The 25,357-nt window shown below is 62.3% G+C and carries 25 protein-coding genes and 1 tRNA gene; 10 read left to right on the top strand and 16 right to left on the bottom strand.

Annotated features, from left to right (window positions below; genetic code table 11):
- Window positions 1-697 precede the first annotated feature (697 nt).
- The gene (locus tag KHP60_RS22660; protein ID WP_249689046.1) at window positions 698-1,897 is read left to right on the top strand and encodes an alpha/beta hydrolase; all 1,200 of its coding nucleotides are present in this window, start codon (window positions 698-700) and stop codon (window positions 1,895-1,897) included.
- A gap of 139 nt (window positions 1,898-2,036) precedes the next feature.
- Here KHP60_RS22660 and KHP60_RS22655 read toward each other — a convergent pair whose 3' ends face one another.
- The 3 genes from KHP60_RS22655 to KHP60_RS25930 all read right to left on the bottom strand — a co-directional run bounded on the left by KHP60_RS22655 (window position 2,037) and on the right by KHP60_RS25930 (window position 5,689).
- On the bottom strand, window positions 2,037-2,669 hold the full coding sequence (locus KHP60_RS22655) for a response regulator transcription factor (protein WP_213566554.1): 633 nt from the start codon (window positions 2,667-2,669) through the stop codon (window positions 2,037-2,039).
- Between the two features lie 130 nt (window positions 2,670-2,799).
- Entirely contained in the window at window positions 2,800-5,196 is a 2,397-nt protein-coding gene (locus KHP60_RS22650) for a PAS domain-containing protein (RefSeq protein ID WP_213566553.1), read from the bottom strand.
- 274 nt (window positions 5,197-5,470) lie between these two features.
- On the bottom strand, window positions 5,471-5,689 hold the full coding sequence (locus KHP60_RS25930; protein ID WP_409366311.1) for a DUF6455 family protein: 219 nt from the start codon (window positions 5,687-5,689) through the stop codon (window positions 5,471-5,473).
- A gap of 187 nt (window positions 5,690-5,876) precedes the next feature.
- On the opposite strand from KHP60_RS25930, the gene KHP60_RS22645 reads away from it, so the two are divergent.
- Together KHP60_RS22645 and KHP60_RS22640 are read left to right on the top strand one after the other, a co-directional pair.
- Window positions 5,877-6,830 carry a carbohydrate kinase family protein gene (locus KHP60_RS22645; protein ID WP_213566552.1) on the top strand — a complete coding sequence of 318 codons (954 nt, stop codon included), beginning with the start codon at window positions 5,877-5,879 and terminating at the stop codon, window positions 6,828-6,830.
- A complete protein-coding gene (locus KHP60_RS22640) occupies window positions 6,827-7,750 on the top strand; it encodes a pseudouridine-5'-phosphate glycosidase (RefSeq protein WP_213566551.1) in 924 nt (307 codons plus the stop codon). The genes KHP60_RS22645 and KHP60_RS22640 overlap by 4 nt, the downstream gene beginning before the upstream one ends.
- Window positions 7,751-7,755: 5 nt before the next feature.
- Here KHP60_RS22640 and KHP60_RS22635 read toward each other — a convergent pair whose 3' ends face one another.
- Window positions 7,756-8,667: a histone deacetylase gene (locus tag KHP60_RS22635; protein ID WP_213566550.1), complete on the bottom strand. Its 912-nt coding sequence runs from the start codon at window positions 8,665-8,667 to the stop codon at window positions 7,756-7,758.
- Window positions 8,668-8,758: 91 nt separating this feature from the next.
- Entirely contained in the window at window positions 8,759-9,658 is a 900-nt protein-coding gene (locus KHP60_RS22630) for an MYG1 family protein (protein ID WP_213566549.1), read from the bottom strand.
- Window positions 9,659-9,864: 206 nt separating this feature from the next.
- Between KHP60_RS22630 and KHP60_RS22625 the strand changes: the two genes are divergently transcribed.
- From KHP60_RS22625 to KHP60_RS22615, 3 genes are all read left to right on the top strand, one after another.
- Entirely contained in the window at window positions 9,865-10,239 is a 375-nt protein-coding gene (locus KHP60_RS22625; RefSeq protein ID WP_213566548.1) for a DUF305 domain-containing protein, read from the top strand.
- Between the two features lie 135 nt (window positions 10,240-10,374).
- The gene (locus KHP60_RS22620) at window positions 10,375-10,680 is read left to right on the top strand and encodes a hypothetical protein (protein ID WP_213566547.1); all 306 of its coding nucleotides are present in this window, start codon (window positions 10,375-10,377) and stop codon (window positions 10,678-10,680) included.
- Window positions 10,681-10,795: 115 nt separating this feature from the next.
- Window positions 10,796-11,806 carry a ribonuclease Z gene (locus KHP60_RS22615; protein ID WP_213566546.1) on the top strand — a complete coding sequence of 337 codons (1,011 nt, stop codon included), beginning with the start codon at window positions 10,796-10,798 and terminating at the stop codon, window positions 11,804-11,806.
- Between the two features lie 4 nt (window positions 11,807-11,810).
- Here KHP60_RS22615 and KHP60_RS22610 read toward each other — a convergent pair whose 3' ends face one another.
- Complete coding sequence (locus KHP60_RS22610) at window positions 11,811-12,275, bottom strand: DUF2726 domain-containing protein (protein ID WP_213566545.1); 465 nt, start codon at window positions 12,273-12,275, stop codon at window positions 11,811-11,813.
- A gap of 145 nt (window positions 12,276-12,420) precedes the next feature.
- Between KHP60_RS22610 and KHP60_RS22605 the strand changes: the two genes are divergently transcribed.
- Entirely contained in the window at window positions 12,421-13,131 is a 711-nt protein-coding gene (locus tag KHP60_RS22605; protein ID WP_213566544.1) for a L,D-transpeptidase, read from the top strand.
- Window positions 13,132-13,351: 220 nt separating this feature from the next.
- Window positions 13,352-14,464 carry a DUF882 domain-containing protein gene (locus KHP60_RS22600; protein ID WP_213566543.1) on the top strand — a complete coding sequence of 371 codons (1,113 nt, stop codon included), beginning with the start codon at window positions 13,352-13,354 and terminating at the stop codon, window positions 14,462-14,464.
- On the opposite strand, the gene KHP60_RS22595 is transcribed toward KHP60_RS22600, so the two are convergent.
- Together KHP60_RS22595 and KHP60_RS22590 are read right to left on the bottom strand one after the other, a co-directional pair.
- Complete coding sequence (locus tag KHP60_RS22595) at window positions 14,445-14,876, bottom strand: RNA polymerase sigma factor region1.1 domain-containing protein (protein ID WP_213566542.1); 432 nt, start codon at window positions 14,874-14,876, stop codon at window positions 14,445-14,447. The two genes, KHP60_RS22600 and KHP60_RS22595, sit on opposite strands and share 20 nt — an antisense overlap.
- 165 nt (window positions 14,877-15,041) lie before the next feature.
- Window positions 15,042-15,299: a hypothetical protein gene (locus tag KHP60_RS22590; RefSeq protein WP_213566541.1), complete on the bottom strand. Its 258-nt coding sequence runs from the start codon at window positions 15,297-15,299 to the stop codon at window positions 15,042-15,044.
- 125 nt (window positions 15,300-15,424) lie between these two features.
- Here KHP60_RS22590 and KHP60_RS22585 point away from each other — a divergent pair, with 125 nt between their 5' ends.
- Window positions 15,425-17,392, top strand: a complete 1,968-nt coding sequence (locus tag KHP60_RS22585; protein ID WP_213566540.1) for a PhoX family phosphatase — start codon at window positions 15,425-15,427, stop codon at window positions 17,390-17,392.
- A gap of 147 nt (window positions 17,393-17,539) precedes the next feature.
- Here KHP60_RS22585 and KHP60_RS22580 read toward each other — a convergent pair.
- From KHP60_RS22580 to KHP60_RS22550, 7 genes are all read right to left on the bottom strand, one after another.
- Window positions 17,540-17,616 (bottom strand) — tRNA-Asp (locus KHP60_RS22580).
- A gap of 321 nt (window positions 17,617-17,937) precedes the next feature.
- Window positions 17,938-18,162 (bottom strand): hypothetical protein, encoded by a 225-nt coding sequence (locus KHP60_RS22575; protein ID WP_213566539.1) that lies wholly within the window; start codon window positions 18,160-18,162, stop codon window positions 17,938-17,940.
- Between the two features lie 35 nt (window positions 18,163-18,197).
- The gene (locus KHP60_RS22570) at window positions 18,198-18,701 is read right to left on the bottom strand and encodes a peptide deformylase (RefSeq protein WP_213566538.1); all 504 of its coding nucleotides are present in this window, start codon (window positions 18,699-18,701) and stop codon (window positions 18,198-18,200) included.
- 44 nt (window positions 18,702-18,745) lie between these two features.
- Entirely contained in the window at window positions 18,746-19,141 is a 396-nt protein-coding gene (locus KHP60_RS22565) for a VOC family protein (RefSeq protein WP_213566537.1), read from the bottom strand.
- A gap of 490 nt (window positions 19,142-19,631) precedes the next feature.
- Entirely contained in the window at window positions 19,632-20,672 is a 1,041-nt protein-coding gene (locus KHP60_RS22560) for a hypothetical protein (protein WP_213566536.1), read from the bottom strand.
- Window positions 20,672-23,566: a penicillin-binding protein 1A gene (locus KHP60_RS22555; protein WP_213566535.1), complete on the bottom strand. Its 2,895-nt coding sequence runs from the start codon at window positions 23,564-23,566 to the stop codon at window positions 20,672-20,674. The genes KHP60_RS22560 and KHP60_RS22555 overlap by 1 nt, the downstream gene beginning before the upstream one ends.
- Before the next feature lie 205 nt (window positions 23,567-23,771).
- Window positions 23,772-24,530, bottom strand: coding sequence for an SDR family oxidoreductase (locus tag KHP60_RS22550; protein WP_213566534.1), 759 nt, complete (start codon window positions 24,528-24,530; stop codon window positions 23,772-23,774).
- Window positions 24,531-24,707: 177 nt separating this feature from the next.
- Between KHP60_RS22550 and KHP60_RS22545 the strand changes: the two genes are divergently transcribed.
- The gene (locus KHP60_RS22545) at window positions 24,708-25,127 is read left to right on the top strand and encodes a DUF1236 domain-containing protein (RefSeq protein WP_213566533.1); all 420 of its coding nucleotides are present in this window, start codon (window positions 24,708-24,710) and stop codon (window positions 25,125-25,127) included.
- Window positions 25,128-25,200: 73 nt separating this feature from the next.
- On the opposite strand, the gene KHP60_RS22540 is transcribed toward KHP60_RS22545, so the two are convergent.
- The coding region (locus KHP60_RS22540; RefSeq protein WP_213566570.1) for a DNA translocase FtsK at window positions 25,201-25,357 on the bottom strand (157 nt) is incomplete at its 5' end.

Raw genomic sequence — 25,357 nt, 5'->3', positions numbered from 1 at the left:
GACAGGAGGCCCAGGAGGTGGGCGGGTAGTCGGGATCGGTCGCAGGCCCCCGTCGCGCAGACGACCCCGCCTGCGGCGGTCGACTGAGCCTGCCTCTCCTGTCCGCCTAAAGAAGCCGTGCGCGAAGCGGCCGTCCGGCTCTTCCATCAAACCCTAGATCATCGAGCCGGGCCGCCACTCGCGCCACCCTCGATCAACCTCACGGCTCAGGGCTCCCAAGCCCTGGGCCTACGGGTGCTGGCTCTTGGACAGGAGACGATCGTCCACCCGCAGACGTCATCACACCCTCCCACGTCATGGCCGGCCTTGTGCCGGCCACCCCGATCCTGTGAGGCTCAGCGCTTTAGGGAATCGGGATCACCGGCACAAGGCCGGTGATGACGTCGGAGGGTACGAGGGCCATGACCACGATGGCGAGGATACCGTCATCTCTCGGGTGCAGACGCGCGATTCTTCGGTGGACGCTTCCGGCTGAATCGGACTGGTTGCGCCGAGGAGAGCGGGATTTGGCTTTCCATGCTCGACAAGGCGCGCAACCTGATGGAGAGTTGCCCCTACAGGATGCCGAAGGACCGTGAGCCGGATGCGACGATCAAGACAGGACGGCGACGATCGTGCGCCGATCGCGAGGCTCACAGGAGGTGTCAAGCGTCTGAAGAGCGGCGTGCGCACCATCGCTCCCATTGCCTCCTGCGTCATGACACTCGCCGTTGCGCTCGGCCTGACCGGATGCGCCAGCATCAAGGGCACCCTGGTTCCCGTGGCGGCGACGGTGCCCGGCGCGAGCAAGGTCGACATGCTGATTGCCACCACCCGCCTGCGAGCCACGGACCCGCAGGAATTCTATTCGGGCCATCGCGGGCCGGAACTGTCCTTTGCCGAGTTCACGGTGTCGATCCCGCCCGAAGCCAACCGCAAGGAGGGCGAGGTGCAGTGGCCGCGCAGCGTCCCGGGCAATCCCGCGACCGATTTCGTGACCCTCAAGGCCGACGTGATCGACCGCAAACAGGCGGTTGCCTGGTTCAACCGAACCGTCCGGACGGTGCCGCAGCGGCGCGTGCTCGTGTTCATCCACGGCTTCAACAACCGCTTCGACGACGCGGTCTTCCGCTTCGCGCAAATCGTGCACGATGCGGGCACGCCCGTGGTGCCGGTGCTGTTCACCTGGCCGTCCCGCGGCAGCGTGCTGGCCTATGGCTACGACCGCGAAAGCAACACCTATTCCCGCAATGCGCTCGAGAGCACGCTGCGGACCCTGGCCAGCGACCCGGCGGTCGGCGAGATCTCTATCCTCGCGCATTCCATGGGCAACTGGGTCACCCTGGAAGCGCTGCGCCAGATGGCGATCCGGGACGGGCGCGTCGCGCCCAAGATCAGGAACGTGCTGCTCGCGGCCCCCGACGTGGACGTGGACCTCTTCCGGGAGGCGATCACGGACATGGGCAAATCCCGCCCGGGCTTTACCCTCTTCGTCTCGCAGGACGATCGGGCGCTGGCGATCTCGCGGCGGATCTGGGGCGATACGGCGCGCCTCGGCGCCATCGATCCGGATCAGGAGCCCTACCGCAGCGAGTTGGACAAGTCCGGCATCACCGTCCTGAACCTTTCGGGGCTCAGGACAGGCGATCCCCTGAACCACTCCAAGTTCGCCCAGAGCCCGGAGGTCGTGCGCATTATCGGCCGGGAACTGGCCGAAGGGCAGACACTCACGGATTCCCGCGTCGGCGTCGGCGACCGGATCATCCAGGTCACGGCGGGTGCCGCGACCGCCGTCGGCACGGCGGCAGGCCTCGCCGTCTCGGCCCCCGTCGCGGTCGTCGATCCCCGGACGCGCGAGAATTTCCAAGGGCACGTCGAGGGTTTCGGGCAGGCGGTGTCGGGAGCGCTGACGCCGTAGAGCATTTTTCGGCGAAGCGGATCGCCCTCACTGTCGGGAGAAGCGCCTCAGCAAAGAGGAGAGATGGTTCCACGCAAGCGGAAAAAGCTCCAGGGCATCGATAACCGTGAGTGGATGAAACGCCCTCGGAAGGAACGCATCAAGGTTCGACCAGTTTGTTGCGGATTGCATAGCGCACCAAGGTCGCCGTCGAATTGACGTTCACCTTGCGCATGGCCGAAGCCCGATGGCTTTCGACGGTCTTCAGGTTGAGACCGAGAATCTGCGCCGCCTCCTTGTTGCTGTGGCCCTCCGCGATGAGTTGCACCACGCCCCGCTCCCGGGCAGTCAGCACGCCATCGGTGGGTTGCCCCTGTGACAGAAAGGCGTTCAGAAGGGCCTCGGAGACGCGCCCCGTGAAGAACGGCTTGTGCTGCGACAGGGCTTCGACCGCTGCGATGAGGAACTTGCGGGCATCGGATTTCAGAAGGTAGCCGCGGGCTCCGGCCTCGAGCGCTTCACGCAACAGAAGCTCGCTTTCATGCATGGTGAAGATCAGGACTTCGGTCTGCGGCCGGACCGCGCGGATTTCCCGTGTCGCATCGACGCCGTTGAGAGAGGGAAGCTGATAATCGAGAATAGCCACGTCCGGTCTGGTCTCGGCCACCAGTTCGACAGCCCTGCGGCCGTCTTCAGCCTCGGCGACCACCTCCCATCCGGATTGACTGCTCAGGATGGCATTGAGCCCAGAGCGAACCACGTCATGGTCGTCGGCAATCAGGATGCGCGTCATGGCCGAATGCGCCCTCCCAGCAAGAAATTTCTTATAGTCCAAAAACTCGACAGTGGGACCCAGGGGAAACCCTGAAAACACCCGGGGTGATTCCCAGTCGGCCAGGCGACGGCCCCTTTCCGCTCACATGTCATGCTCCGAGAGCCATGACAGCCGGTGTGGAGCGCGGCGCGGCCGCGCGGATGATGGTACCGCGCCGGCCGCTGCGGATCCGGAGGCTGCCTCCGAACTGACTCAGGCGGATGCGCATTCCCGGGATCCCGACACCAAGGGTGGCCTGCCGCACTCCTGCGTCTCCCCGCCGGCCGCGCATGCCGTGCCCATTGTCCGCCACGAACAGGATGACCTGATCGGATGTCAGGCGCAGATCGAGTCTAACTTGCGAAGCCCTAGCATGACGATGGACATTCGCCAGCCCCTCCTGGACGATGCGGAACAGGGCGCGCTGGAGGTCGACGGATAGCCCATCGGCTGCCTCGTCGAAGCGCAGGATTGTCCGCAGCTCCGTCCGCTTCGAGAAGCCGTCAGCGAAGTCCCGCACCGTGCTCACGAGGCCGTCGGCTTCCAATCTGGGAGGATGAAGCAGATAGGTGAAGATGCGCAGCTCTTTCAGGGCTTCCTCGAGGGAGCGGTCGATTTCACCCAGGATGCGGCGCCCCGAGGCAGGCAGGCGGAAGTTTTCCACCTGCATCAGATTGAGGCTGACGGCCACGAGATGCTGCGCCGTCGAGTCGTGCAGCTCGACGGCAATCCTTTCCCTCTCCTCCTCCTGGACGGTGAGCAGACGCCCCGACAGGGCAGTGATCTCGGCCTTGACGGCCACAATCTCGGTGATGTCCTCGTGTGTCACGATGATGCGGGACACCTGGCCCGTGATGAAGCGCGTCGCTCTCACCTGGAACCAACGCGGCCGATCCGGTCCATCGCAGCGGTAAACATTCCGATAGTCCCGTCGTTCTCCGGATATGACGGCTTTGAGGCCTGCATGAATCTGCCTCACGGAAGGGTCGTCGCGCGCGGCACGGGCACAGACCTCGAGATAGTTCATCCCGAAGCCGTGAGACCGGCCGGAATATCCATTGTCGCGAGCGAACCGGTGCCAGGCCTCGTTGACGGAAATGATGGTTCCCGCATCGTCGAGAACCGCCACGTGGGCAGAGAGCGCGTCCAGGGAGGCTTGGAGAAACTCCCTCTCCTGCATGACCGAAAGCCGCGCCCGGTATTGTTCGGTGACGTCGCGGAAGAAGACGCTGGCGCCCTTCGGCGTCGGCTCCACTCGATACTCGATTTGCTTCCCCGTCTTGTACGTCGACGGGAGTTCGCCATGGAATGGAGTACGTCCTTCCAGGGCTTGCTTCAGAGCGGCGTCGAATTGCGGATGATGGCCGACGACATCGAAGTAGGAATGTCCGATCACATCGGTTCGCGGGAGCCCGAACCAGCGCATGGCCGCAGCATTGATGTCGGTGATGCGATAGGCATGATCGAGAGTGAGGTAACAATCGCTGACGCTCGCCAGGATGGCCGCGAGACGTTCATTCGCTTCCACGAGCTCTGCCTTGGTTGACACGGCGGCAACCTTCAGGGCATCGATCGAACCGACATTTTTCAGCGTGAACCCGGCTGAGGCGATCCCCAGCAAGGCCAGGGCGATCCCGGCGGACCAGATCCATCGACGAGCCGCATAAAGCGGCTCGTCGATCAGGGCTGCCGGTATTGTCGACAGGACGACGTAGCCGGTCTTATCCGAACGCTCGAATGCCACGAGGAGGGTACCGCCCTCTCCGTCGACCTCGAAATGTCCGCTCAGGTCTCCATTCGCCAGTCTTGGTCGCAGTTGCGAGGCAAGAGGGAGCTCCACTTCGTTCCATCCCACCTGCTGGAGCTTGTGGTCGAGGATGAAAATACTCCAGCCCGCCGGCGGATCGTTATCGCGGATTGCCCTGCCGAGATGAGCCTCGGGCACCGCCAGCGTCAGGATCGTTTCACCTCCGCGACTGGCGAGCTGAAGGCTTACCGCAATGATCCACTCTTTTGTCCGCGGCGCGTAGATACGTTCCGAGAGGGTGAGTCCAACACGCTTGAGCAGTTGAAGCCGCTCTTCGCTGATCGGAAAGGATGTGACGGAAGGCAGGGGCGACCCATAAGGGAATGCTGTGTTGAGGAGCAGGTGCTCCCGATTCCAGAAAACGAACCGGGATCCGTCCGGACGCGGCGTAGCCAGGAGTTGCTGGTGAAAGGGCTTGAGATCTTCGGTCTCGAGAAGCGGCGATGCCGAAAGTCCCTTCAGGATGTTGCCGAGCGCGTCGACCTCGCGGTCCAGAATGTGGGATGCCGCCGCCGATAGCGACAGGCCCTTGTGGACGATGCCGTGGCGGTCCTGGATCGCATGCCAGTAGATCACGACCGACGCAATCAGGAACGCGAGACCGACCGTGAGGGCGGCCGCAAGGATGATCCGATTACGGGCTCTCGATGATGAGACCCCTGACGCAACTCGAGGCCCGGCCGCAGTTGCCGCAGGCATGTCACCTCCCTCGCAGGGATGGGGCGCCGGCTTCACCGATGCATCGCTCCATCCCGGAGGGATCCAAGGGAAACCCCGAATGCGAAGCCCGGCTCACCACGATGTCTTGCGGCCCTGCGCATCGGGACAGGCCGAAACCCGCTTTCCCGCACGACCATGCCGCAACGACACAATGCCATGACCGATTGTGAAAAGAAACATATGTTATGCGAGCAGGAACACCTGATCGCGCCGATGATACTCCTGAGGCGAGCTTGGGATTTTCCTCTCGACCTCAGGCATGCGCAGGCTTCGGAACGCTCTCGCCTTGCAGTTCCTGCAGGGTCTCGGCATTGGGGCAATATTCGCCATAGCGAGTTCGCCCCCGCCCTTGATCGAGATCGTGCCGACAGCGGACTGCCGCCGTGCATCCCGAGCATGTCAAGCTCATGTCACGCATCAGTGTTGCGTGAGTATGTCTGATCCGGTTGGAGTCGAGAGAGAGCGCATGCATGAGGCGAGGCAGCTCCGCCGCCGCCTCGGGACCTCGTGCGACAAGGATAGGCAGCACTTCTGCCGAGATCCCGATTTCACGGGCAAGCGTTGGGTGCGAGCGATGAGGGACTTCGGCCCATTGCAGCCTGGTCGACCTTTCGGCATATCGTCTGCACAGCGATATGGTTGAAAGGTGGGCCCAAGACATGGAGCGGGAAACGAGCAGAGTGGTCTGCATCGGCGGAGCCGCCATCGACCGCAAATACCGGGCCTTGACCACAATCCGGCCGGGAACATCCAATCCCGTCACCTCGGAACGCTCCTTCGGCGGGGTTGCCCGCAATGTGGCGGAGAACATCGCCCGCCTCGGAATCGACGTCTCGCTGGCTTCTATCGTGGGGGACGACGACAATGGCCGCGCGCTGGTCGGGGATCTCACGCGGCTCGGCATAGACACCCGGCATGTGACCCTATCCGGAGTGCATGCGACGGCGGAATACGTCGCCGTGCTGCAGCCCGATGGAGAGCTTGCCGTCGGGCTTGCCAATATGACGATCTTCGATGAGATCAGCCCGGCCCTGTTGCGCGGGATGGAGCCCGATCTCGGATCCGGATGGATCTTCGCCGATTGCAATCTGCCGCCCGAGACCCTTCACGACCTCATCGGACTCGCCCGCCAACGAGCCTTCATGCTGGCATTCGATGCCGTCTCGACGCCGAAGGTGATGCGCCTGCCTCGGGATCTGACCGGGGTCGGCATGTTCTTCCTCAATCTCGACGAGGCCCGGACCTATCTCGACCGTCCCGAGATTTCGCCGCAAGCAGCCGCGGAAGCACTGCTCGCGCGTGGCGCGGAACAGGTCATCCTCACATTGGGGGATAAGGGGCTTGTCGCAGCGGATTCCTTCGGCATCGCGACAATTGCTGCGTTCAAGGCCGAGATTGTCGACGCAACCGGTGCGGGAGACGCTCTGATTGCCGCCACCCTCGTGGCCATGCTGAAGGACGCATCGCTGATCGAGGCAGTCAGGCTCGGAAGGGTCGCAGCCGCGTTGACGGTGGAAAGCCCGGTGAGCGTTCGGCCCGATCTGTCGCTCGCCTTGCTGGAATCCACATGGTCGCTTAGAGCCGGCCAGACTTTTAAACGGGAGCCCTCATGAAACACGACGCCGCCAGCCGTTTCCTCGACATCGCTCCCGAGGTACAGGCCACGCTCGCCGCAGGCGGAGCGGTCGTCGCCCTCGAATCCACCATCATCACCCATGGTATGCCCCACCCGCAGAACGTCGCCACGGCCCGCGAGGTGGAGGCGGTGGTGCGTGACAACGGCGCCATACCTGCCACGATCGCGATCTTCGAAGGGCGCATCAAGATCGGCCTTTCGGATGCGGAGCTTGAGTGGCTCGGCACCGCCAGGGACGTGATGAAGCTGAGCCGCGCCGATCTCCCCTATGCGGTCGCCTCCGGACGGCACGGAGCAACGACGGTCGCCGCGACCATGATCTGCGCCTATCTCGCCGGCATCCGCGTCTTCGCCACCGGCGGGATCGGCGGCGTCCATCAGGGTGTCGAGGACACCATGGACATTTCGGCCGATCTCGACGAGCTTGCCCGCACGCCCGTGGCGGTAATCTGCGCAGGTGCAAAGGCCATCCTCGATCTGCCACGCACTCTCGAGTATCTCGAGACGCGCGGCGTCCCCGTGGTTGGCTATCGGACAGATCGATTTCCAGCCTTCTGGAGCCGGACGAGCGCGCTGTCCGTGCCATTGCGTCTGGACAGCCCAGATGCGATGGCGGATCTGATCCGCACCAAGGAGGCGCTGGGGCTCGACGGCGGCGTTCTGGTTGCCAATCCTGTTCCGAGCGCCGATGAAATTCCTGCGGACGAGATGAAGAGCTTCATCGACGCGGCCGTGGCCGAGGCGAAAGCGCGTGGCGTTTCCGGAAAGGCCGTGACACCCTTCCTCTTGTCGTACCTGTTCGAGAAGACAGCTGGGCAAAGCCTTGCCACCAATATTGCCCTGGTGAAGAACAATGCCGCACTGGCCGCGCAGCTTGCGGTATCGCTGACACGCTGAGCGTCCTACTCTTTCTCGCTCCAGGCCGCCATCGCCTCGAAAACGATGGCGTGCCGCCGGGCCAGTGACTCGATGTCCGTGGAGTAGCCTCCACCGATGACGGCGACGAGCGGAATGCGACGGCTGCGCGCCTGCTCGATCACGTAATCGTCCCGCCGGCGCAGACCTTCGTCGGAGAGGGCAAGGCGCCCGAGCTTGTCGTCCCGGTGCGGATCAACGCCTGCGTTGAAGAAAACGAGATCCGGCTCGACCGCATCGAGAAGGCGCGGCAGATGGGCCTGAAGAGCCTCCAGATAGGCGTCGTCCTCCAGGGAGTCCGGCAGCCCGATATCGAGATCGCTGGGGATTTTTCGGACGGGATAATTCTTCTCCGCATGCATGGAGAAGGTGAAGAGATCCGGTTCGCCACGCAGGCAGTCGGCAGTGCCGTCGCCCTGATGCACGTCCAGGTCAACGATAAGCGCGTGCTGGATCGCCCGTTCGGCGTGGAGCGCCTTTGCTGCAACGGCCACATCATTGAAGACGCAGAAGCCGGCTCCGGTCTCCCGTTGTCCATGATGGCTCCCACCGGCCGTGCTGCCAGCAAGGCCTTGCTGGACCGCCAGTCTTGCCGCAAGCAAAGTCCCCGCGGCCGATGCTCGCGCGCGGCGCACCACGCTCTCGGTGATGGGAAGACCGATCCGGCGCTCGATCTCTCTAGGGACCGAGCACGCGAAGATCTGATCGACGTAAGTGCGGTCGTGGGCCAGGGCAATCAGTTCAGCCGAGGCCTCCTCGGGCTTGGCGAAGCCGTTGGATGCCAGCCCCTTCTCCACAACGACTTCCGCCAGCCGACCGTATTTCCGCATGGGGAAGCGATGGCCGTCCGGCAGCACGGCCTCATAGGCGTGATGAGAAACGATCGGCACCTGCTTCATGACTCAGCCCTTGAGAATGAGACCTCGTCTCGCGCATCGTTGTCAAAAAATGCCCCCCTTCTCCGCACCCGACGAGCCGCCGGCCAATGCTCTAACGACCGGCGGCAATCGCCTTCTCGGCCAGTCGTACAGCGGATCCCTGCGATCGCGCGCCGCAGATGAAACCGCTCGGGTGGCAAAAGACACCATCCGCGATCCCGGCAGCCCGAGAGAACTCCTCCTCCTGCAAGCCGCGCCACGCTTCTGGCAACGGCAGTCTCTGGCCAAAGGAACTGGGTTCGGGCGGGATGGTTCGGCAATACCAGGACGTGGAATCCTCGTTCGGGTAGATGATGAAGAGAAGGTCGCGCAATCCGCCCTCGAAGACAGCCTTTTCCCAGGGCAGTTTATGGTTGAGAACGATGACCCTGGGATCAGGAGCTTTTTTGGCAGCCGCCAGCACGGATGACTGGGCTTCGGCTTCCGCGTGGGCCTGCCGGCACGCCCGCACCAGGATGCCCCGGGCAAAATCGGCCGCCTCCAGGAACGCGTCGTCATAGGACTGGCCGCTGGTCCAGGTGGGGTTGAAGGCTTCGATCAGGAGGGAAAGGTGCCCCTGGCTGGCGGAGCCTACGCCGTTGTCGGCCTGGTCGATGGCATGGATGAAGCCCGTGTCGATGTCCTGCCAGACCGCGTCCAGCAGATCCTCGTCGATCCCCGGGATGAGTTTAGGCAGCGCGTTGCGCCCGAAATCACGCCAGATCAGGCCGACTGAGCTGTAGGGTGTGCCATCGGGCCGCCGCGGGAGATCCCGCATGTGATGATCGTAACGCCCTCGCGCGACATCGTAGATGCCACCCACGTCGAAAACCAGATCGGCCGCCTCGATTTGGACGGTATCCCGGGTACGAGCGAAATCGAAAGAATCGAAGGCCTCCCGTAGAATGGAGAAGGCAAAGACATCGTCGGCGTGGAATGTGCCGCTATGGGTGACGACCTTGATACCGCTCATTCCGACCACTGTCGGCTACTCCTGAAAAAGTTCCGTATCTTTATCCGCGATAACAGAGCTACTCGAAGAAGATAAGCCACGGCAATCACATCCTTTATGCGGATGGGCATCCATAACATATAACTCTTATGCCCCAGAACGGCTTGACCTTCCCACGGTGGCAGGGTCCAGAGCCTGAGGATCTTAGGAGAAAAGGATTTTCGATCATGAGGACCCGTTCCCTTGTCCTTGCCGCTGCGCTGACCGCTCTTCCCGCCCTTGCCTGGGCGCAGGGTGCGCATGGTGGGCATTCAGGACACTCTGCACCGGCGCAGACGCCGGGCACCCCTTCAACGCAGGGCTATCGTCAAGCGAACGAGACGATGCATCGGAACATGGACATCACGTTCAGCGGCGACTCGGATGTGGATTTCGTGCGCAGCATGATCCCCCATCATCAGGGCGCGATCGACATGGCAAAGGTGGCCCTGCAGCACGCCAAGGACGAGCAGATCCGGAAATGGGCCAACGACGTGATTCGCGAGCAGGAGCGCGAGATCGCCGAAATGCAGGCTTGGCTGAGCAAGAAGGGCGTTCGGTAACTGGAGCTTGCTCCATCCATGGTCGGGCCCACGTCTGGTCTTCTTCATATCGCTTCATGTGCAGAACCTCTGCCACGAACGTGCAGGGTCGAGCGTTAGTGGATATCCCTTGCGGGCGAATGGAAAGGACGAATCATGTTCACGCTTACGATCAGCGACAAGCCTGTTGCCATCACCAATGCCGATGAGGACGAGGCCCGCGATCTCCTCATGAGCGAGGATTTCAAAGACGATCTCAAGGTGCTGGAGAGCGACGGCGCTCCCTTATGGGACGGCTTTGCGACCCTCAACGTCAGACCTGCGACGGAAGAGGAAAAGACCGAGTTCGAGAACGCGGATTTCGACGAGGACGAGGATGATGACGATGATGATGGGGAGGAAGGCCCCTACATCATGTTCCTGGTCGACGTGACGGATCCGGACGAAGCCGAGGAAGGCTGAGGAATCGCCTTTCGGGCCCCACCGGAAAGAATGAATATGACAAGGTCGGACCCGGACGATCCGGGTCCGGCGGTTCGTTGGGGAACATCGGGTAGATCGGGGCCGTTTGCGCCGCATGAGTTGGCTTGTTCAACCCCGCCTCGTGAACGACCCGTTCAGCGACCCCGGTGTCTATCTCGACTTTCGCTATGGCCGCCGGGCCATTCTCTTCGATTTAGGCGACGTCAGCGTTCTCTCCCCGCGCGAATTGCTGCGGGTGAGCCACGTCTTCGTCTCGCACACCCACGTGGATCACATGGCCGGCTTCGACCGGCTGTTTCGGCTGTGCCTTCACCGCCCCGATCCGCTGATCCTCATCGGTCCGCCGGGCTTTTCCGCCCAGGTGGAGCACCGAATCCGAGGCTTCACGTGGAACCTCCTGGATGAGAACTCGGTCGATTTCTGCTTGCGGGCTATGGATTACGACGGCGCCAGCCTGACAAGGGCTGTGGAGTTCCACGCCCGTGAGGCCTTCGCCAGACGGGAAATCTCACCGCCTGCTTTTCCGGAGGGCATCGCCTGGATGGAGGATGAGTTCAGGATCGAAGCCGCAGCCCTCGACCACGGCATCCCTTCCCTCGCCTTCGTTCTAAGGGAGGTTCTCCAGGTGAATGTGTGGCGGGGTGTGCTGAACGAATTGGATCTTCCGCCCGGCCCCTGGCTCAACGAGGCCAAGCGCGCAGTCCGCCTCGGCTTGCCCGACGACTCCTTGGTCCATATCCCGGGGAGGACAAATATTCGTCTGGGCGACCTGAAAGGCCGAGCATTGCGCATCGCTCCCGGCCAAGCCGTCGTCTATGTGACCGATGCGGCGCCTCACTCAGAAAACCGAGCGAAAATCCTTCACCTCGCCCGCGACGCCGACCAGCTCTTCATCGAAGCCGTCTTTCTTGAGCGCGATCGTCCTCTGGCTCTCGCCTCTCTTCACTTGACCGCGTGGGAAGCCGGATCGATCGCCCGTGAAGCACGGGTCAGGTTTGTCACGCCGTTCCATCATTCCGCCCGCTACCTGTCGGAACCGGACGTCCTCCGGGAGGAGGTGTTCGAGAGCTTCCGTGATGGCGATCGGACGGTGGTGCAGGGCTGAGCGTCTACTCCGACCGGAAGACCGTGTCATGGATCTGCCGTGGATCGGGCCTGCGGCTCGAATTGAACCGGATGACGCGATAGCCGCACGACTTCAATACCTTGTCGCGTTGCGCATCTTTCCGGGCATCGTGAGAGCGGTCGTCGAGTTCGATAATCGCCACCACCTCCATGTCCTGAACAACCACCCAATCGACGCGCGTGTTCGAAATCTTCTTGAAGGCCATCCAAAACGCCCGGCTGCCTTCCTTGGCATCGGGCCGGACGAGCGCCAAGATCGGAACCTGAGGCCAGATCTGACAGTCGGGGCATGCCGCGAGAAGGCGCTGGTAAAACTCCCGTTCGTTGTCCGTCATGATCGAATGGCGCCGATAGCGCGGCTTGCGGGCCCAGAAGAGGACCAGAACGAACAGGACCCCAAGCAGGCCGACCCCGGCAAGCCACGACCATGAGAGGTTTTCAAGCATCATATCAAGCCGCCCCCTGCCCTATGCTCGCTCGAAAGTGAACGGTCAGGCTTTCTCCTGCCGGTGAAGCATAGCAGCTACCATGAAACCGAGACGCGTGGTCCTGCGTCTTCTTATTGTCGAGTTAAGTCTGCCCGGGGAGAGCACAATGGACCTCAGCCGCCGAACCTTCCTGCTTGGAGCCTCAGCCGCTGTCGTCGGCGCCGGTCTGCCGGTCCACCGCAGCCTCGCGCAGTCGACGCGGGGGATGTCCGCCTACCAAGGCATGTATGCGCCCATCGACGATGATCTCTTTCCGATTCCAGGCGTCGATCTCTCCAGGATCAACCCGGCGTATCTGCGCAAGGTGGTCCATTACGACACAAGCGAAGCGCCAGGAACCATCGTGATCGATCCTCGGGCACGATATCTCTACCTCGTCATGCGCGACGGCATGGCCGTCCGTTATGGGGTCGGCGTCGGCCGGTCAGGGTTCAGCTGGTCAGGAACTGCCACCATCAGGGACAAACAGGAATGGCCGGACTGGTATCCGCCGAAGGAGATGTTCGGTCGTCAGCCGGAGCTCATGGAGCAGATGGGAGAGCTGCCCGGCGGGCCCGGCATGCCCGGAGGTCCCGGCAATCCGCTCGGCGCCCGCGCACTTTATCTCTGGCAGGGCAACAAGGATACCCTCTACCGCATTCACGGTACTTTCGAGCCCTGGACCATCGGCACCAATGTTTCATCAGGCTGCATCCGCATGATCAATCAGGATGTGATCGACCTATACAATCACACGCCGACGGGCACGAAAGTGGTCGTCCTTTCATCGCCATCAGGCCGCCCGAAGCGCAATCAGACCGCTGCTGTGCCTGATTAAGCAAAAAGGTACGATTCGCGCCTATTTTTGCCATGGTTAACGATCACACGTCACGTAGGGACGCGGGAAATAACGAACCATGGCGCGAATTTTCGCCCGATCTGAACGATCGGCTGGCGGATGCAGGAGGGTACCCGCATCCGGACGCAGTTGGCTGCTTGGCAGGAAGAGCGCTTCATATCTGGCATTCAGTCTCTTGAGTGCGGCTTCGTTTCTCTTGATGGCGACGGTTCGCACCCAGGACGCCGCCGCCTTCGGAGAGACGCGCAGCCTCACCTTCTTCCACACGCACACGCGGGAAAGCTTGACAGTCACCTTCCGCCGCAACGGACAGTATGACTCTGGCGCTCTGCAGCAGCTCAACTGGTTCCTGCGCGACTGGCGCGTGGAGAAGCCGGCGCAAATGGATCCGCACCTGTTCGACATCCTCTGGGAAGTCTACCGGGAATCCGGCTCGTCACAGCCTATCAACATCATCTCCGCGTATCGGTCTCCGGAAACGAACGGGGCCTTGCGCCGCCGGTCAAGTGGGGTCGCCGAGCACAGCCAGCACATGCTCGGTAAGGCCATGGATATCCGTCTGCCTGACGTTGAGACAGCCCGTCTGCGCGCCATCGCGATGAAGATGCAATACGGCGGCGTCGGCTATTACGCATCCTCCGCCTTCGTCCATGTGGACACCGGCAACGTGCGGGCGTGGCCTCGCATGACGCAACAGCAGCTGGCACAACTGTTCCCCGACGGGAAGACCCTTCACCTTCCCTCCAACGGCAAGCCGCTCGCCGGTTACGAGCTGGCGAAAGCCGAGATCCTCTCTCGCAACGCCGCCCTCGCTACGCAGGCCTCGGCCGGTGGCGGCCCCTCCATCGGCAATCTGTTTGCCAATCTCTTCGGCCGCAGGAACGCCCCACAGCCGCCGCAGGCGGAAACTCCGGCCCCGAGTACAGCGACGATGGTTGCTTCGGCCGATCCGGAGAGCCTCAAGGAGGTCGTCCCGACGGCTCCTCTCCCGCCACGACGCCCGCAGGAGATCACTGTCGCGGCGGCTGTCATGCCGGACGCGGCATCGGATGCCCTTGGATCGATCATCTCGGCTCCCGCCCCGAGGGTCGTTGCCCGACCCGAAGCCATTCTCGGCTACGACGTGACGGCGGCGGCGAAATCTCTCTTCGATCCGAGAACCGCCTTTCTCGACATTGGCTTCGAATCCCACGCGGGGAATGCGCTCAGCGCCACGCGTTTCACAGGGCCGGCGGTCAAACCGCTTCCTGTCATCGGCGAGGCTCAATCTGCATTGCTGAGGGACGGGGAGGTCAGACGCCCAGCATCATGACGAGGCCGATCAGCAGCACCAGAACCAGCAGGCCGGACAGGGCGACGGCCCAGTGCGCGCTTCGCTTCCCCGGCTGTGTCGATCTGACAGCGTCAGGTTGGGATGAATGCACCTTTTGAAGAGGAGCCGTTCGCCGCCTCATCCGCGCCGCTGCAGCGCGGTCCGGGAAAGGGATGATCTCGGCGCTTCTCGCGGATGACGAGGTCTGCTTCGCATTCGGTGAAATGAGGCTGTCATCCAATTCGACCGGAATGCCGGTCTCTTCCAGGTGAACCACGATAAGGGCAATCTCCTCCGCATTCATGGAAGCGATCGGCAGATTGGCTTCGAGGTCCTGGTTCGTGAGATGGCCCTGCTTGCGTCCAAGGGCGATCAGGCGGTCTAGGGTGCTGCTGTCGAACGCCGGCTGCATGAGGGCACGACCCCATTGTCTGTTGGGCGAAGAAGCGGCGAAGGCCGCTTCGGGGAACTTCGCCGAGCTAACGCGACAATAACCCCAGACGTTTCACCTGGAAAATGCCTCACGTGCAATTTTGACGATGCTTTAGCCGTAAGTCGAATGTGCCGCGATGGGCCGCTAGTTCTTCGTCGCGCTGGAGGCCTCCTCGAGGGCTTCTTTCTCCCGCCTGAGCTGGTCGGACAATTGCTCGGCAATGGCCACAAGCTTGCCAGCCATCATGTGCTTGCCCTGAAGCTCGACCTGACCGGCCAGCCCCACGGTCAGGAGGGACTCGAAGACCAGATCGGCCGGGACACCCTTCCGGATCAGATCGATGGCGACCTTCTGCCATTGATCGGACAATTGCTCTCGAAGTTCAGAAATATCATTGCTCATCGGCCAACCATACATGATGCGGCTTGGGATGTCCCCCTCCGGGCCGCCTTCCCGCGGTACTGTCACCAAGCTTACATAGAACCGTTCTAATGCGCTTGTCGTCCCCAAGAGACGGAGAAGCCGATATGGACGAGCACAAGGCCCGCCTGCGCGCAAGCGACCTGGAAGATTCAGGCGATGTCGGAGTGAACCCGACGCTAAACCTCACGATGGGCGAGATCATCGCCACCCGCTTCAACCGGCGAGACCTCCTGCGCGGTTCGCTCGCCGTCGCCGCGATCTCCGCGACCATCGGCACCCGCGCGCTGGCAGCCAATGAACAGCCGGACAAGAAGACGAACGGCCTCTCCTTCGACTTCAAGGAAATTGAAGCCGGAGTCGATCACACCCACCATGTGGCCGAGGGCTACGATGTGAAAGTGCTCCTGCGCTGGGGTGATCCGCTGTTTCCCGATACGCCCGAGTTCGACCCGAGAAACCAGACGCCCGAACGCCAAGCCCGTCAGTTCGGCTACAATACGGATTTCGTCGGCTATATCCCGATCGACGGCTCCAGCGAACACGGCCTTCTCGTGGCGAACCACGAATACACGAACGAGGAATTGATGTTCCCGGGCGTCGGGATCCAGGACGCCAAGGACGTTGCCTTCGCGAAGATGACCATGGATCTGGTCGATATCGAAATGGCGGGCCATGGGGGTGCCGTGGTCGAGATCCGTCGGATGAACGGCGAATGGCAGGTGGTCAAGGATTCCAAGTACACCCGCCGCATCACGGCCGAAACCCCCATGGACATCACCGGTCCCGCCGCTGGTCACGACCGCATGAAGACCTCCACAGACGCGACCGGCCGCAAGGTGCGTGGGATGATCAACAACTGCGCTGGCGGCGTGACCCCCTGGGGCACCTGGCTCAGCTGCGAAGAGAATTTCAACGGCTATTTCTGGGGTGCATTGAGCGACACTCATCCCGAGGCCAGGAACTACAAGCGCTATGGCATCGGCACGCCGGCCTACGCCTGGGGCAAGTTCCATGACCGCTTCGACCTCGCCAAGGAGCCGAACGAAGCCAACCGCTTCGGCTGGGTCGTCGAGATCGACCCGTTCGATCCCACCTTCGTGCCGAAAAAGCGGACCGCGCTCGGCCGCACCAAGCATGAAGGCGCCGCCGGCATCACCAACAGCGATGGACGCTATGTGGTCTATCTCGGTGACGACGAGCGCTTCGATTACGTCTACAAGTTCGTCACCGCCGGCAAGGTCGATCCGCAGAACCGGGCCGCGAATTTTGGGCTGCTCGACGAAGGCACCCTTTACGTCGCCAAGTACAATCCGGACGGCAAGGGAACGTGGCTTCCGATGGTGCATGGCCAGGGTCCGCTCACCGAGGCCAACGGCTTCAAGAGCCAGGCCGATGTGCTGATCGAGACCCGCCGCGCCGCGGATCTTTTGGGCGCGACCAAGATGGACCGACCCGAGGACATCGAGGCCAATCCTCAGACCAACCGCGTCTACGTCATGCTGACGAACAACACGCGCCGCAAGGACGACCAGGTGGATGCGGCCAATCCGCGGGCGAACAACGCCTTCGGCCATATCGTCGAGATGATGCCGGACGGCGGCGATCACGCCTCGATGGCCTTCACCTGGGAAGTATTGGTGAAGTGCGGAGACCCGTCCGTGGCGTCGGTCGGCGCGACCTTCTCGTCGGAAACGACGAAGGATGGCTGGTTCGGTATGCCCGACAACTGCGCCATCGACAGCCAGGGTCGCCTCTGGATCTCCACCGACGGCAACAACGCCAAGGCGACCGGCCGTGCGGACGGCTTGTGGGCCATGGAGACCGAGGGTGAGATGCGCGGCACGTCCAAGCACTTCTTCCGGGTTCCGGTCGGCGCGGAAATGTGCGGTCCGTTCTTCACGCCCGACGACGAGACGCTTTTCCTCGCCGTGCAGCATCCGGGCGAAGCGGAAGAAGGCGCGCCTTCGAGCTTCGACAATCCCATCACGCGCTGGCCGGACTTCGAGGACGGAATGCCGCCGCGCCCTTCCCTGCTCGTCGTCACGAAGCAGGGAGGCGGCAAGATCGCGTGACGGTTCTTGTCGAGAGAACGAAGCACCAGGACGGCAAAGGAGCCCTTGCGGCTCCTTTGTTCATTCGGGCGCACGGGTGTTCGCTTCTCGACGCCGCCGTTCTTCGGATTTGGGGGACTGCGTACTGTCATCGCCGCGTGGGGAGAGTGGCGCGGGCGACGGGGCTCGAACCCGCGACCTCCGGCGTGACAGGCCGGCACTCTAACCGACTGAGCTACGCCCGCGCATTGCTCTCGCATCGCATGCCCGAAAGGAGCGTTTCTCGCGATGGAGGCGCGCAATTACCGGTGAATGCGTACGGTGTCAAATGATGTTTGGTTTATCCCCAACGCTCGTATGCGAAGAGCCTGTCTCATCCTTACGCTTCCCTCCGACGTCGTGGCCGGACGTGTCCCGGCTGCCCCGATCCTGTGAAGCGTTGCGCTGTCCATGATCGGGATCACGGCACAAGGCCAGTGTGACGTGAGGAAGGCGGCTGGTCCGTGACGAGCCGGATTCCGGGGAGGAGGGTTGAGATTTACAGGTCAAACTTCAAGGACCGAAGCCTAGTCCCTGGTGCTGATCGAGAAGACCTCATGACCGGCCCCATTCAGAACTCGCACGGCCTCGATCTCGGGATCGCGGGATTGCGGACGGCGCGCCAGGGAGAACACCTTCAAGGCCCGCTCCTTCGCTTTGTCGAGGGAATCGGTACGGACCATGATCCGACGGATGACACCGCCTCCCGCCTCGTCCGAGGCTACGGTTTCAATACGATAGATTTCGAACACGGCTTCAAAACTCCAACATCAGAGCAACTCCACCATCACGCCCTGATGCGCTGGAGCTTTTCGAACCGCTTGATCAGGCGGTCCCGCTTCAATTTCGACAGACGGTCGATCCAGAAGATACCGTCGAGCTGATCGATCTCATGCTGGAGACAGACGGCCATCAAGCCCTCCGCCTCCTCCTCACGTCCCGCCCCGTCAAGACCATGGTAGCGCACCCGAACCCGGGCATAGCGCTCAAGCTCGTCGGTGACGCCCGGCATGGAGACGCTCCCCTCCACATGCCGAATCATGTCGGAGGACGACCAGACGATGTCCGGATCGATATAGATGTGCGGCTCGAGGTCGGATTCCAACTGGATAACCACGAGCCGCCTGAGAACGCCGATATGCGGCGCCGTGATGCCGATGCCGGGCGCAGCATGCATCGTCTCCGTCAGATCCCGGGCAAGTGCCCGCACGTCCTCATCGATAATACCGATCGGCTCGGCCTTCTGGCGCAGACGAGGATCGGGAAAGCGGACGATCGGACGGATGGCCACGTGACCTCTCTTGGACGGGAAAGCTAATGATCTGCAGGTTCGGGCTACTTGTAGCGCCCGCCGCGCTGAAGCACCTCAATCTTGTATCCATCCGGATCCTGCACGAAGAAGAAGCGCGCCGGAGGCTTGCCCTCGAACTTGAGTTCCTTGAGCGGTGTCGGGCCAAGTCCGAGGGACTCGAACCGGGCCCGCTCTGCCTCCAGATCGTCCACCGAGAATGCCAGATGCCCATATCCGTCGCCGATCACGTAGGGCTCGGTCCGATCGTGATTGACTGTCAGTTCCAGCTCGAATTCGCCGTCCCCATTGCTGAGATAGACGAGCGTGAAGCCTTCGAACGCCAGGCGCTCCGCCACCCGGAGGCCGAACGCCATGTCGTAGAATGCGAGGGAGCGCTGCTCGTCGAGCACCCGGATCATCGAATGAATGGCCTTGGCCATGGAAAGGCACCTCTTCAGCGTCTGCTGCCCGCCGGCTTCGGCAGAGGCAGCCTATCATCGGTCCGGGGATAACAGGGCGCAGCATGGAACGGAAGGACGTCGAAGCTTGTCCATGAGCGATCGCTTGGAGTTCAATAAAAAGCCTTCCTCGGCGAGAGCCGAGGAAGGCAAGTTCGGGAGGAAGAAACGCTGACTGCCCGGCTCCAACAGCCTCGGAACGGGATAGTTACCCGGATGCGGCGTTCCACCGCACCTGTCATCGGTAATCCGAAAAATCAGTGAGAGCCCCGATCGTGGCGCAATCAAGGAAAATTGATGCCTGCCAAGGTTCAAGAATGGCATTTCCCAAGGAACATTGATCAAGCTGAACGCTTGGTTTGGTACGGAGGCACCATTCCCCGCAACCCCTTGTCGCCTCCGCACACTCTGCAGCCCCGTTCGGCCTAATTGGAACGGGGCTTTTTCGTCAGCTCAGCACCTGCGATCCGGATTACTGCTCGAACTGCCCAGCGATGGAGCGGATGCGGTTGCGAACATAGTCGGGAAGACCAGCGCTGATGGAGCTGCCGGAGTTGAACGAGCTTTTACCCATCAGAACCTGAGCCGGGATCAGGTTCCGCAGCACGGGAACACTCTCGAACTCCTTCTTGCGCTCCAGAACATCTGTTTCAACCGCAAGGGTCATGAAGACGGTTGCCACCGTCTTGCCGGCATCGGCGGGATATGGCTGCAGGACCGCCAGCAATTTTCCGAACTGCATGACCTGATTGACGTGAAAGATCGTCTGTTCCAGGACCCCGGACACGGGAGCATCGAGGCCGGTGAGCTTGGCGAAACCGGAACGTTCGATCTCCTCGGACGGAAGCGTGCGGATCTCCGTCTGAAATTCCATGAACTCCGAGATCTTCTTGCCGCCCTCCTCCAGCTTGTTGGCAAGGCGAATTCCAATCGGCAACTTGCCTTCCAACGGATAGCGGGATTCGATGCACAGGCTGCCTTCAGTCTCGCACCAGCGGCGGTTCGGATGGCGATTGTAGGCGCTCTGAGGATCCGCCTGCGGTCCAGCGTGCTCTGCATCAATGCGGCGATGCTTGATGGAAGGATCTATCTTTTCGAGCACATCGAGCCGGGTGTAGCGCCCGAGATCGATGGCGCCAGGCGCCTTGCCGATCAGGAAACGGGCCTCCACCACATACATGTGGAGCTTTTCGACATAGGTTTTCGGGATGCCATGAACCGAGACCTTGATGGTCGGCTCGACATAATCCGGATACAGACTCAAAAGCTGTCTCTGCAGAGGCCTCTCGCGCGCCCAATCCTCGAACCGGATCAGGCCGGTGCCGGCATCGGCCAGCTTGTCCTCCCGGTGGTCACTGAAGACAATGGTCCTTGGCTTCAGCTTTGCCGGCGCGATGGCCGTTACGGACGGCACCTCGTCGATCTTGAACTCCTGGGCTTCGAGCGCTCCAATGGAGACGAAAAGGGCAGCGAGGACGGTCAGCACCCGTCCGAAAGACTTCGTCGATGTCATCAGTAAACCTGTCCGTTGCGCCAGAAATAATCCGGGTCCACCCGCCGGGGCCGGCGCGGAGCCTCATCCTCCCACCACCACCGGAAGCCCCGGTCGGGCTCGGCTTGGCGGCGTGACGGGGGAGCGTTCTGGCGCAGGCTGTCGAGCCAGCCCGGCCCCTGCGCATAGGGACCGTCTTCGTAATAATCCGGTCCACCCCTCTCCTCGCCATCGCTCCACGGATCGGGATTGCGGAACGCATACACCTCCGATTGCGGCACGAGGCGGAACTGCGTCTCGCTCAAGCGACCGAACCAGCTCAGGCGGAAATATTCCGTAAAGCCCCTACCCTGCCCGTCCGTCAGCCGGTCGCCGGTATTGAGATCGATCGGCAGAGCGATGAGTTGCTTGGCTGTCTGGGGCGATGGCGGGCTGAGGGGTGCCTTCGGTGCATGGTGCTCCCATGCCGCGTGAAGGATCGCTTGGAAGATGGGGCCCGCCACCTTGCCGCCGGTCTGCCCACGCCCCAGCGTCCGGCGCTTGCCATCGGCGTTGTCATGCCCGACCCACACGGCAATGGTGACATCGTTGGTGAAGCCGACGAACCAGGCATCGTTCTCGCTGTCAGAGGTCCCCGTCTTGCCCGCGGCATAAGGCGCAAGAGCCTTCAGGGAACGGGCCGTTCCACGTTCCAGCACGCCCTGCAGCATGGTCTTCAGCTGAAAGAAGGCGGCCGGATCGGCGGAGCCGAGCCGAACCAGCGTATTGGCCTTGCGGCTGTAGACGGTGCGCCCGTTCGCTTCCACAGTCTCGATAGCATGGGGCACCGGCATGGCGCCTTCGTTGGCAACGGCTGCGTAGAAAGCCGCGAGATCGAGGATCCGCACGGGCTGAGCACCGAGAACGAACGGATAGTGAGGCGTGCATTCCAGATAGAGCTGCGCCTCGATCGCAAGTTCGCACACCCGTTTCAGGCTCTGTTCCGGAGAAGATTCGATGCCTCCGTCGAGCAGGCGTGCCGTCACCAGGTTCTTGGAGTTTTCGAGCGCCCGGCGCAGGGTCATGATGCCGGAGCGCCCGCCGTCGAAGTTCTTCGGGCTCCAAGAATCGCCTGCCCTTCCATTGCCCTCGCCACCCACGGGCGGCAGCGTCACCGGTGCATCCCAGATCAACGTGTTGGGCTGCAAACCCTTCGACAGCGCCGCAAGATAGGTCAACGGCTTGAAGGCGGAGCCCGGCTGGCGGTGCGCCTGCGTCGCCCGATTGAGCTGGCTCAAGGGATAGGAGAACCCGCCCGTCATGGCGAGTATGCGGCCGGTCCTGTTCTCCAGAACGAGTGCCCCTCCCTGTGCGGATGGAGGCGTCCTCAGATCGGCGCGAACCGCCCCCTTGCCCTTCTGCTCGATCACCTCGACACGCACCACATCAAAGAGCTTGAGGTCCCGGCGAGCCGCTTCCCAGGCATTCAACGGCAACACACGCCCATCGACGAGGCCGACGCGCAAGACGTTGGCTCCGGTCTTTCGGTCCTTCCCCTTCTCGATCACGACAGCTGCCGGCCAGTGCACGTCATAGAGAGGCAGGCGGACCGCCTCCAACGCCCGTTTCCAGGCCGGTGCTTCATCCTTCGTGGCTTCGAGTGCTTTGATCGCCCGCGCAAGATTGGCCTCGGCGCCCTGGTAGCGCTGTCGTCCGATGCTCAATTCATAGCGGGCAAGTCCCTCCTGCAAGGCAGCCTCCGTCGCCTGTTGCAGGGCGGGATTGACGGTGGTTCGCACCGTGTAGCCGCCCGCGCTCAGACTCTCGATGTCAGCAAGCGTGCGGGCATCACGGCTGACATGATCGACGAAGTGAAAGCCTGTCGTGCGCCTGATGCGCTCGAAAGGTACCCTCGGAGGCAGAGAGGCGATCGCCTGCTGAACCTGGTCGGGCTTCAGGAAGCCGTCGTCCTGCATGCGGCTCAGCACATAGGCCATGCGTTCCTGGGCGCGATCGGGCTTCGTATCGGGACTGTAATAGTTCGGCCCCTTCGTCAGCCCTGCGAGCAGCGCTCCTTCGGACACGGACAGCGCCTTGGCGCTCTTTCCGAAATAGCTCCTTGCCGCCATCTCGATCCCCCAGGAGGAGCGGCCGAGATAGATCGAGTTGAGATAGATTTCGAGGATTTCCGCCTTGCTGAGCACGCGCTCTATGCGGGAGGCGACGATCATTTCCCGCATCTTGCGGTCATAGGTCACGTCGTCGCCGACGAGCAGGTTTTTCGCCACCTGCTGGGTGATGGTGGATCCGCCTGCGGGCCGACCGGGATTGGCCAGGTTGCCCATGAAGGCGCGGATTACGCCACGCTCATCCACGCCCTTGTGCTGATAGAAGCGCTTGTCCTCCGCGGAGACGAAGGCCTGCTGCACGCTTTTCGGAATGTCCGACAAGGGAACCCAGATGCGTCGATGGTCGGGCTCGTATACCTCGGCGAAGCGCTTGCCGTTTCCATCCAGAATCACGCTGACGCCCGGGAGCTTGAGGCCTTTCAGCTTTCCGGCATCGGGAAGGCCGGCGACAGCGGCATTGTAGTAGGAAATCACCTCGCCGAGATCGACGGGCGGCGGCTCGATCTGCTCGTTCTTGCAGAACTGGCGGTAACTCGCATGCAGGTCGTTGAAGCTTAATCCCTGCAGCACCTTCAGATCGCCGGCAATGGCCTGGGGGTCGTCCATGGCCGTGGTGATGAGATCGTCGAGATTGATGTCCTCGATATCGAAGGCGCGCCGCATATGGGTGCAGCCGCCTTTCAGGATCTGCGAGACCTGCTCCTGATCCCGGGCGGGATCGAAACTCGTCCTGACCGAGTCCGGATCGACGAGAACCTGGCTCAAGGTCAGGGCTGTTGCAAAGATCTTGATGAGGATCGCGCTCATTCCGTCGCCGTCATCGGAAAACTACACTCCACAGGAAGGCGATCGGCACGACCGTTCAGGACGTGCTCTGCCGACGGTTCGAATCCTGCTTGGAACAAGCTGAATAGAAACCGTACATCGCGGCTGATTTAGGACCGCCCTTCCGTGAGATGGAGCAGTCCAGCTTACTTCCCAGGTGGGGATGCCCCTTTCACGGCAATGTGTCTCACCCGCGCCCGACGAACGGCATCTTCGTCGCCATGACAGTCATGGTGAGCACGTTCGCGTCGAGCGGCAGTCCGGCCATGTAGACGACCGCATCGGCCACATGCTTGGGATCGATCCTGGGCTCGGGAGCGAGCGTCCCGTTGGGCTGCAGCACGCCTTCCGTCATCCTGGCAGTCATGTCCGTGGCGGCATTGCCGATGTCGATCTGCCCGCAGGCGATGTCATAGGCGCGGCCGTCGAGGGAGATCGATTTCGTCAGCCCCAGAACCGCATGCTTGGTCGCCGTATAGGGAGCCGACAACGGGCGCGGTGCATAGGCCGAGACGGAACCGTTATTGATGATCCGCCCGCCGCGCGGGCTCTGGTCCTTCATGATCCGGAACGCCTCCTGCGTGCACAGGAATGTCCCAGACAGATTGGTATCGACCACCTTTTGCCACTGCTCGAAGGGAATATCCTCGAAGGGAACGGCCGGAGAGCCCATCCCGGCATTGTTGACGAGGAGGTCGAGCCTCCCGAAGGCCTGCTTCGTGGCGGCGAACAGGGCCGCCACGGAGGCAGGATCCGTGACATCGGTCGGCACGAGGAGGGTCGAGGTGCCTTCTCCAGAGATCTCCCGCTCGGCTGCTTCCAGAGCGTCCCGCCGCCGCCCGGCCATGACGACACGATAGCCGGCCCTCAGGAGGCCCGCAGCGATCGCCTTGCCGACCCCGGTCCCGCCCCCCGTCACGACCGCAACTTTGATACGTTCCGCCATCGAATCTTCCCAACCCATGTTTCTGTCCGTCTTGAAAATGCATTCGAGGCCGGGAACGGCAAGGACAAAAGGCTTTCCTGCCCACACCTTTCAAGGGCGGCGCTTGCCCATTGGGCTGCGAGGGAACCGGCTAAGCTTTCCCGCGTTCGCATGGTGCTACCCGGAAAGGAATCCGTCATGCGCAATCACGTCCTAAGCTCGGCAGCCCTCCTGACACTTCTGGCTCTTCCCCTTGCCGCATGCCAGAGCAACACTGAAACCGGTGCAGCGACTGGCGCTGCGGGCGGTGCCGTGACCGGTGCCGTCATTGGAGGTCCGATCGGTGCCGTTGTCGGCGGCGTTGCCGGTGCAGCCGTAGGAGGCGTTCTCTCGGCCGAGGAATCGACCCGGGTCCGCACCTATGTGGTTGCCCAGCGCCGTCCCACGATGCGTGTCTCCGAAGAAATCGTCGTCGGCCAGCCGGTCCCGCCGCGCGTGAGGCTCTATGACGTTCCCCCGAGCGTCGGGCTTCGGGACAATTACAGCTACACGATTGTGAACGACAGGACCGTCCTGGTCGATCCGGATACCCGGACGGTCGTTCAGGTCATTCAGTAACCCGGAGCCTCCCGGCACAATGAAAAAGGCGGCTGCCACCAGCCGCCTTTCTCCCCATCTACTGGGCGAGCAATCAATCGTCCAGGTCGAGATGATTGATCAAGATCTCGCGTTTTCCGGCGTGGTTTGCGGGACCGACGATGCCCTCGTGCTCCATGCGCTCCATGAGCGAGGCGGCGCGGTTGTAGCCGATCTGCAGCCGGCGCTGGATGTAGCTCGTCGACGCCTTC

Source organism: Microvirga sp. 3-52, assembly GCF_018383585.1.
Lineage (GTDB): Bacteria > Pseudomonadota > Alphaproteobacteria > Rhizobiales > Beijerinckiaceae > Microvirga.
The sequence above is the reverse complement of the archived record's forward strand: the minus strand, read 5'-3'. Positions and strand labels throughout refer to the sequence as shown.

Coding starts and splice junctions, on each gene's coding strand:
- KHP60_RS22555 (WP_213566535.1), bottom strand. CDS start 23,566: ATGAGCGCGATCCTCATCAAGATCTTTGCAACAGCCCTGACCTTGAGC.
- KHP60_RS22550 (WP_213566534.1), bottom strand. CDS start 24,530: ATGGCGGAACGTATCAAAGTTGCGGTCGTGACGGGGGGCGGGACCGGG.
- KHP60_RS22640 (WP_213566551.1), top strand. CDS start 6,827: ATGAAACACGACGCCGCCAGCCGTTTCCTCGACATCGCTCCCGAGGTA.
- KHP60_RS22585 (WP_213566540.1), top strand. CDS start 15,425: ATGGACGAGCACAAGGCCCGCCTGCGCGCAAGCGACCTGGAAGATTCA.
- KHP60_RS22625 (WP_213566548.1), top strand. CDS start 9,865: ATGAGGACCCGTTCCCTTGTCCTTGCCGCTGCGCTGACCGCTCTTCCC.
- KHP60_RS22560 (WP_213566536.1), bottom strand. CDS start 20,672: ATGACATCGACGAAGTCTTTCGGACGGGTGCTGACCGTCCTCGCTGCC.
- KHP60_RS22545 (WP_213566533.1), top strand. CDS start 24,708: ATGCGCAATCACGTCCTAAGCTCGGCAGCCCTCCTGACACTTCTGGCT.
- KHP60_RS22605 (WP_213566544.1), top strand. CDS start 12,421: ATGGACCTCAGCCGCCGAACCTTCCTGCTTGGAGCCTCAGCCGCTGTC.
- KHP60_RS22590 (WP_213566541.1), bottom strand. CDS start 15,299: ATGAGCAATGATATTTCTGAACTTCGAGAGCAATTGTCCGATCAATGG.
- KHP60_RS22650 (WP_213566553.1), bottom strand. CDS start 5,196: ATGCCTGCGGCAACTGCGGCCGGGCCTCGAGTTGCGTCAGGGGTCTCA.
- KHP60_RS22600 (WP_213566543.1), top strand. CDS start 13,352: ATGGCGACGGTTCGCACCCAGGACGCCGCCGCCTTCGGAGAGACGCGC.
- KHP60_RS22660 (WP_249689046.1), top strand. CDS start 698: ATGACACTCGCCGTTGCGCTCGGCCTGACCGGATGCGCCAGCATCAAG.
- KHP60_RS22565 (WP_213566537.1), bottom strand. CDS start 19,141: ATGGCCAAGGCCATTCATTCGATGATCCGGGTGCTCGACGAGCAGCGC.
- KHP60_RS22610 (WP_213566545.1), bottom strand. CDS start 12,275: ATGATGCTTGAAAACCTCTCATGGTCGTGGCTTGCCGGGGTCGGCCTG.
- KHP60_RS22645 (WP_213566552.1), top strand. CDS start 5,877: ATGGAGCGGGAAACGAGCAGAGTGGTCTGCATCGGCGGAGCCGCCATC.
- KHP60_RS22635 (WP_213566550.1), bottom strand. CDS start 8,667: ATGAAGCAGGTGCCGATCGTTTCTCATCACGCCTATGAGGCCGTGCTG.
- KHP60_RS22595 (WP_213566542.1), bottom strand. CDS start 14,876: ATGCAGCCGGCGTTCGACAGCAGCACCCTAGACCGCCTGATCGCCCTT.
- KHP60_RS22655 (WP_213566554.1), bottom strand. CDS start 2,669: ATGACGCGCATCCTGATTGCCGACGACCATGACGTGGTTCGCTCTGGG.
- KHP60_RS22620 (WP_213566547.1), top strand. CDS start 10,375: ATGTTCACGCTTACGATCAGCGACAAGCCTGTTGCCATCACCAATGCC.
- KHP60_RS22615 (WP_213566546.1), top strand. CDS start 10,796: ATGAGTTGGCTTGTTCAACCCCGCCTCGTGAACGACCCGTTCAGCGAC.
- KHP60_RS22630 (WP_213566549.1), bottom strand. CDS start 9,658: ATGAGCGGTATCAAGGTCGTCACCCATAGCGGCACATTCCACGCCGAC.
- KHP60_RS25930 (WP_409366311.1), bottom strand. CDS start 5,689: ATGCATGCGCTCTCTCTCGACTCCAACCGGATCAGACATACTCACGCA.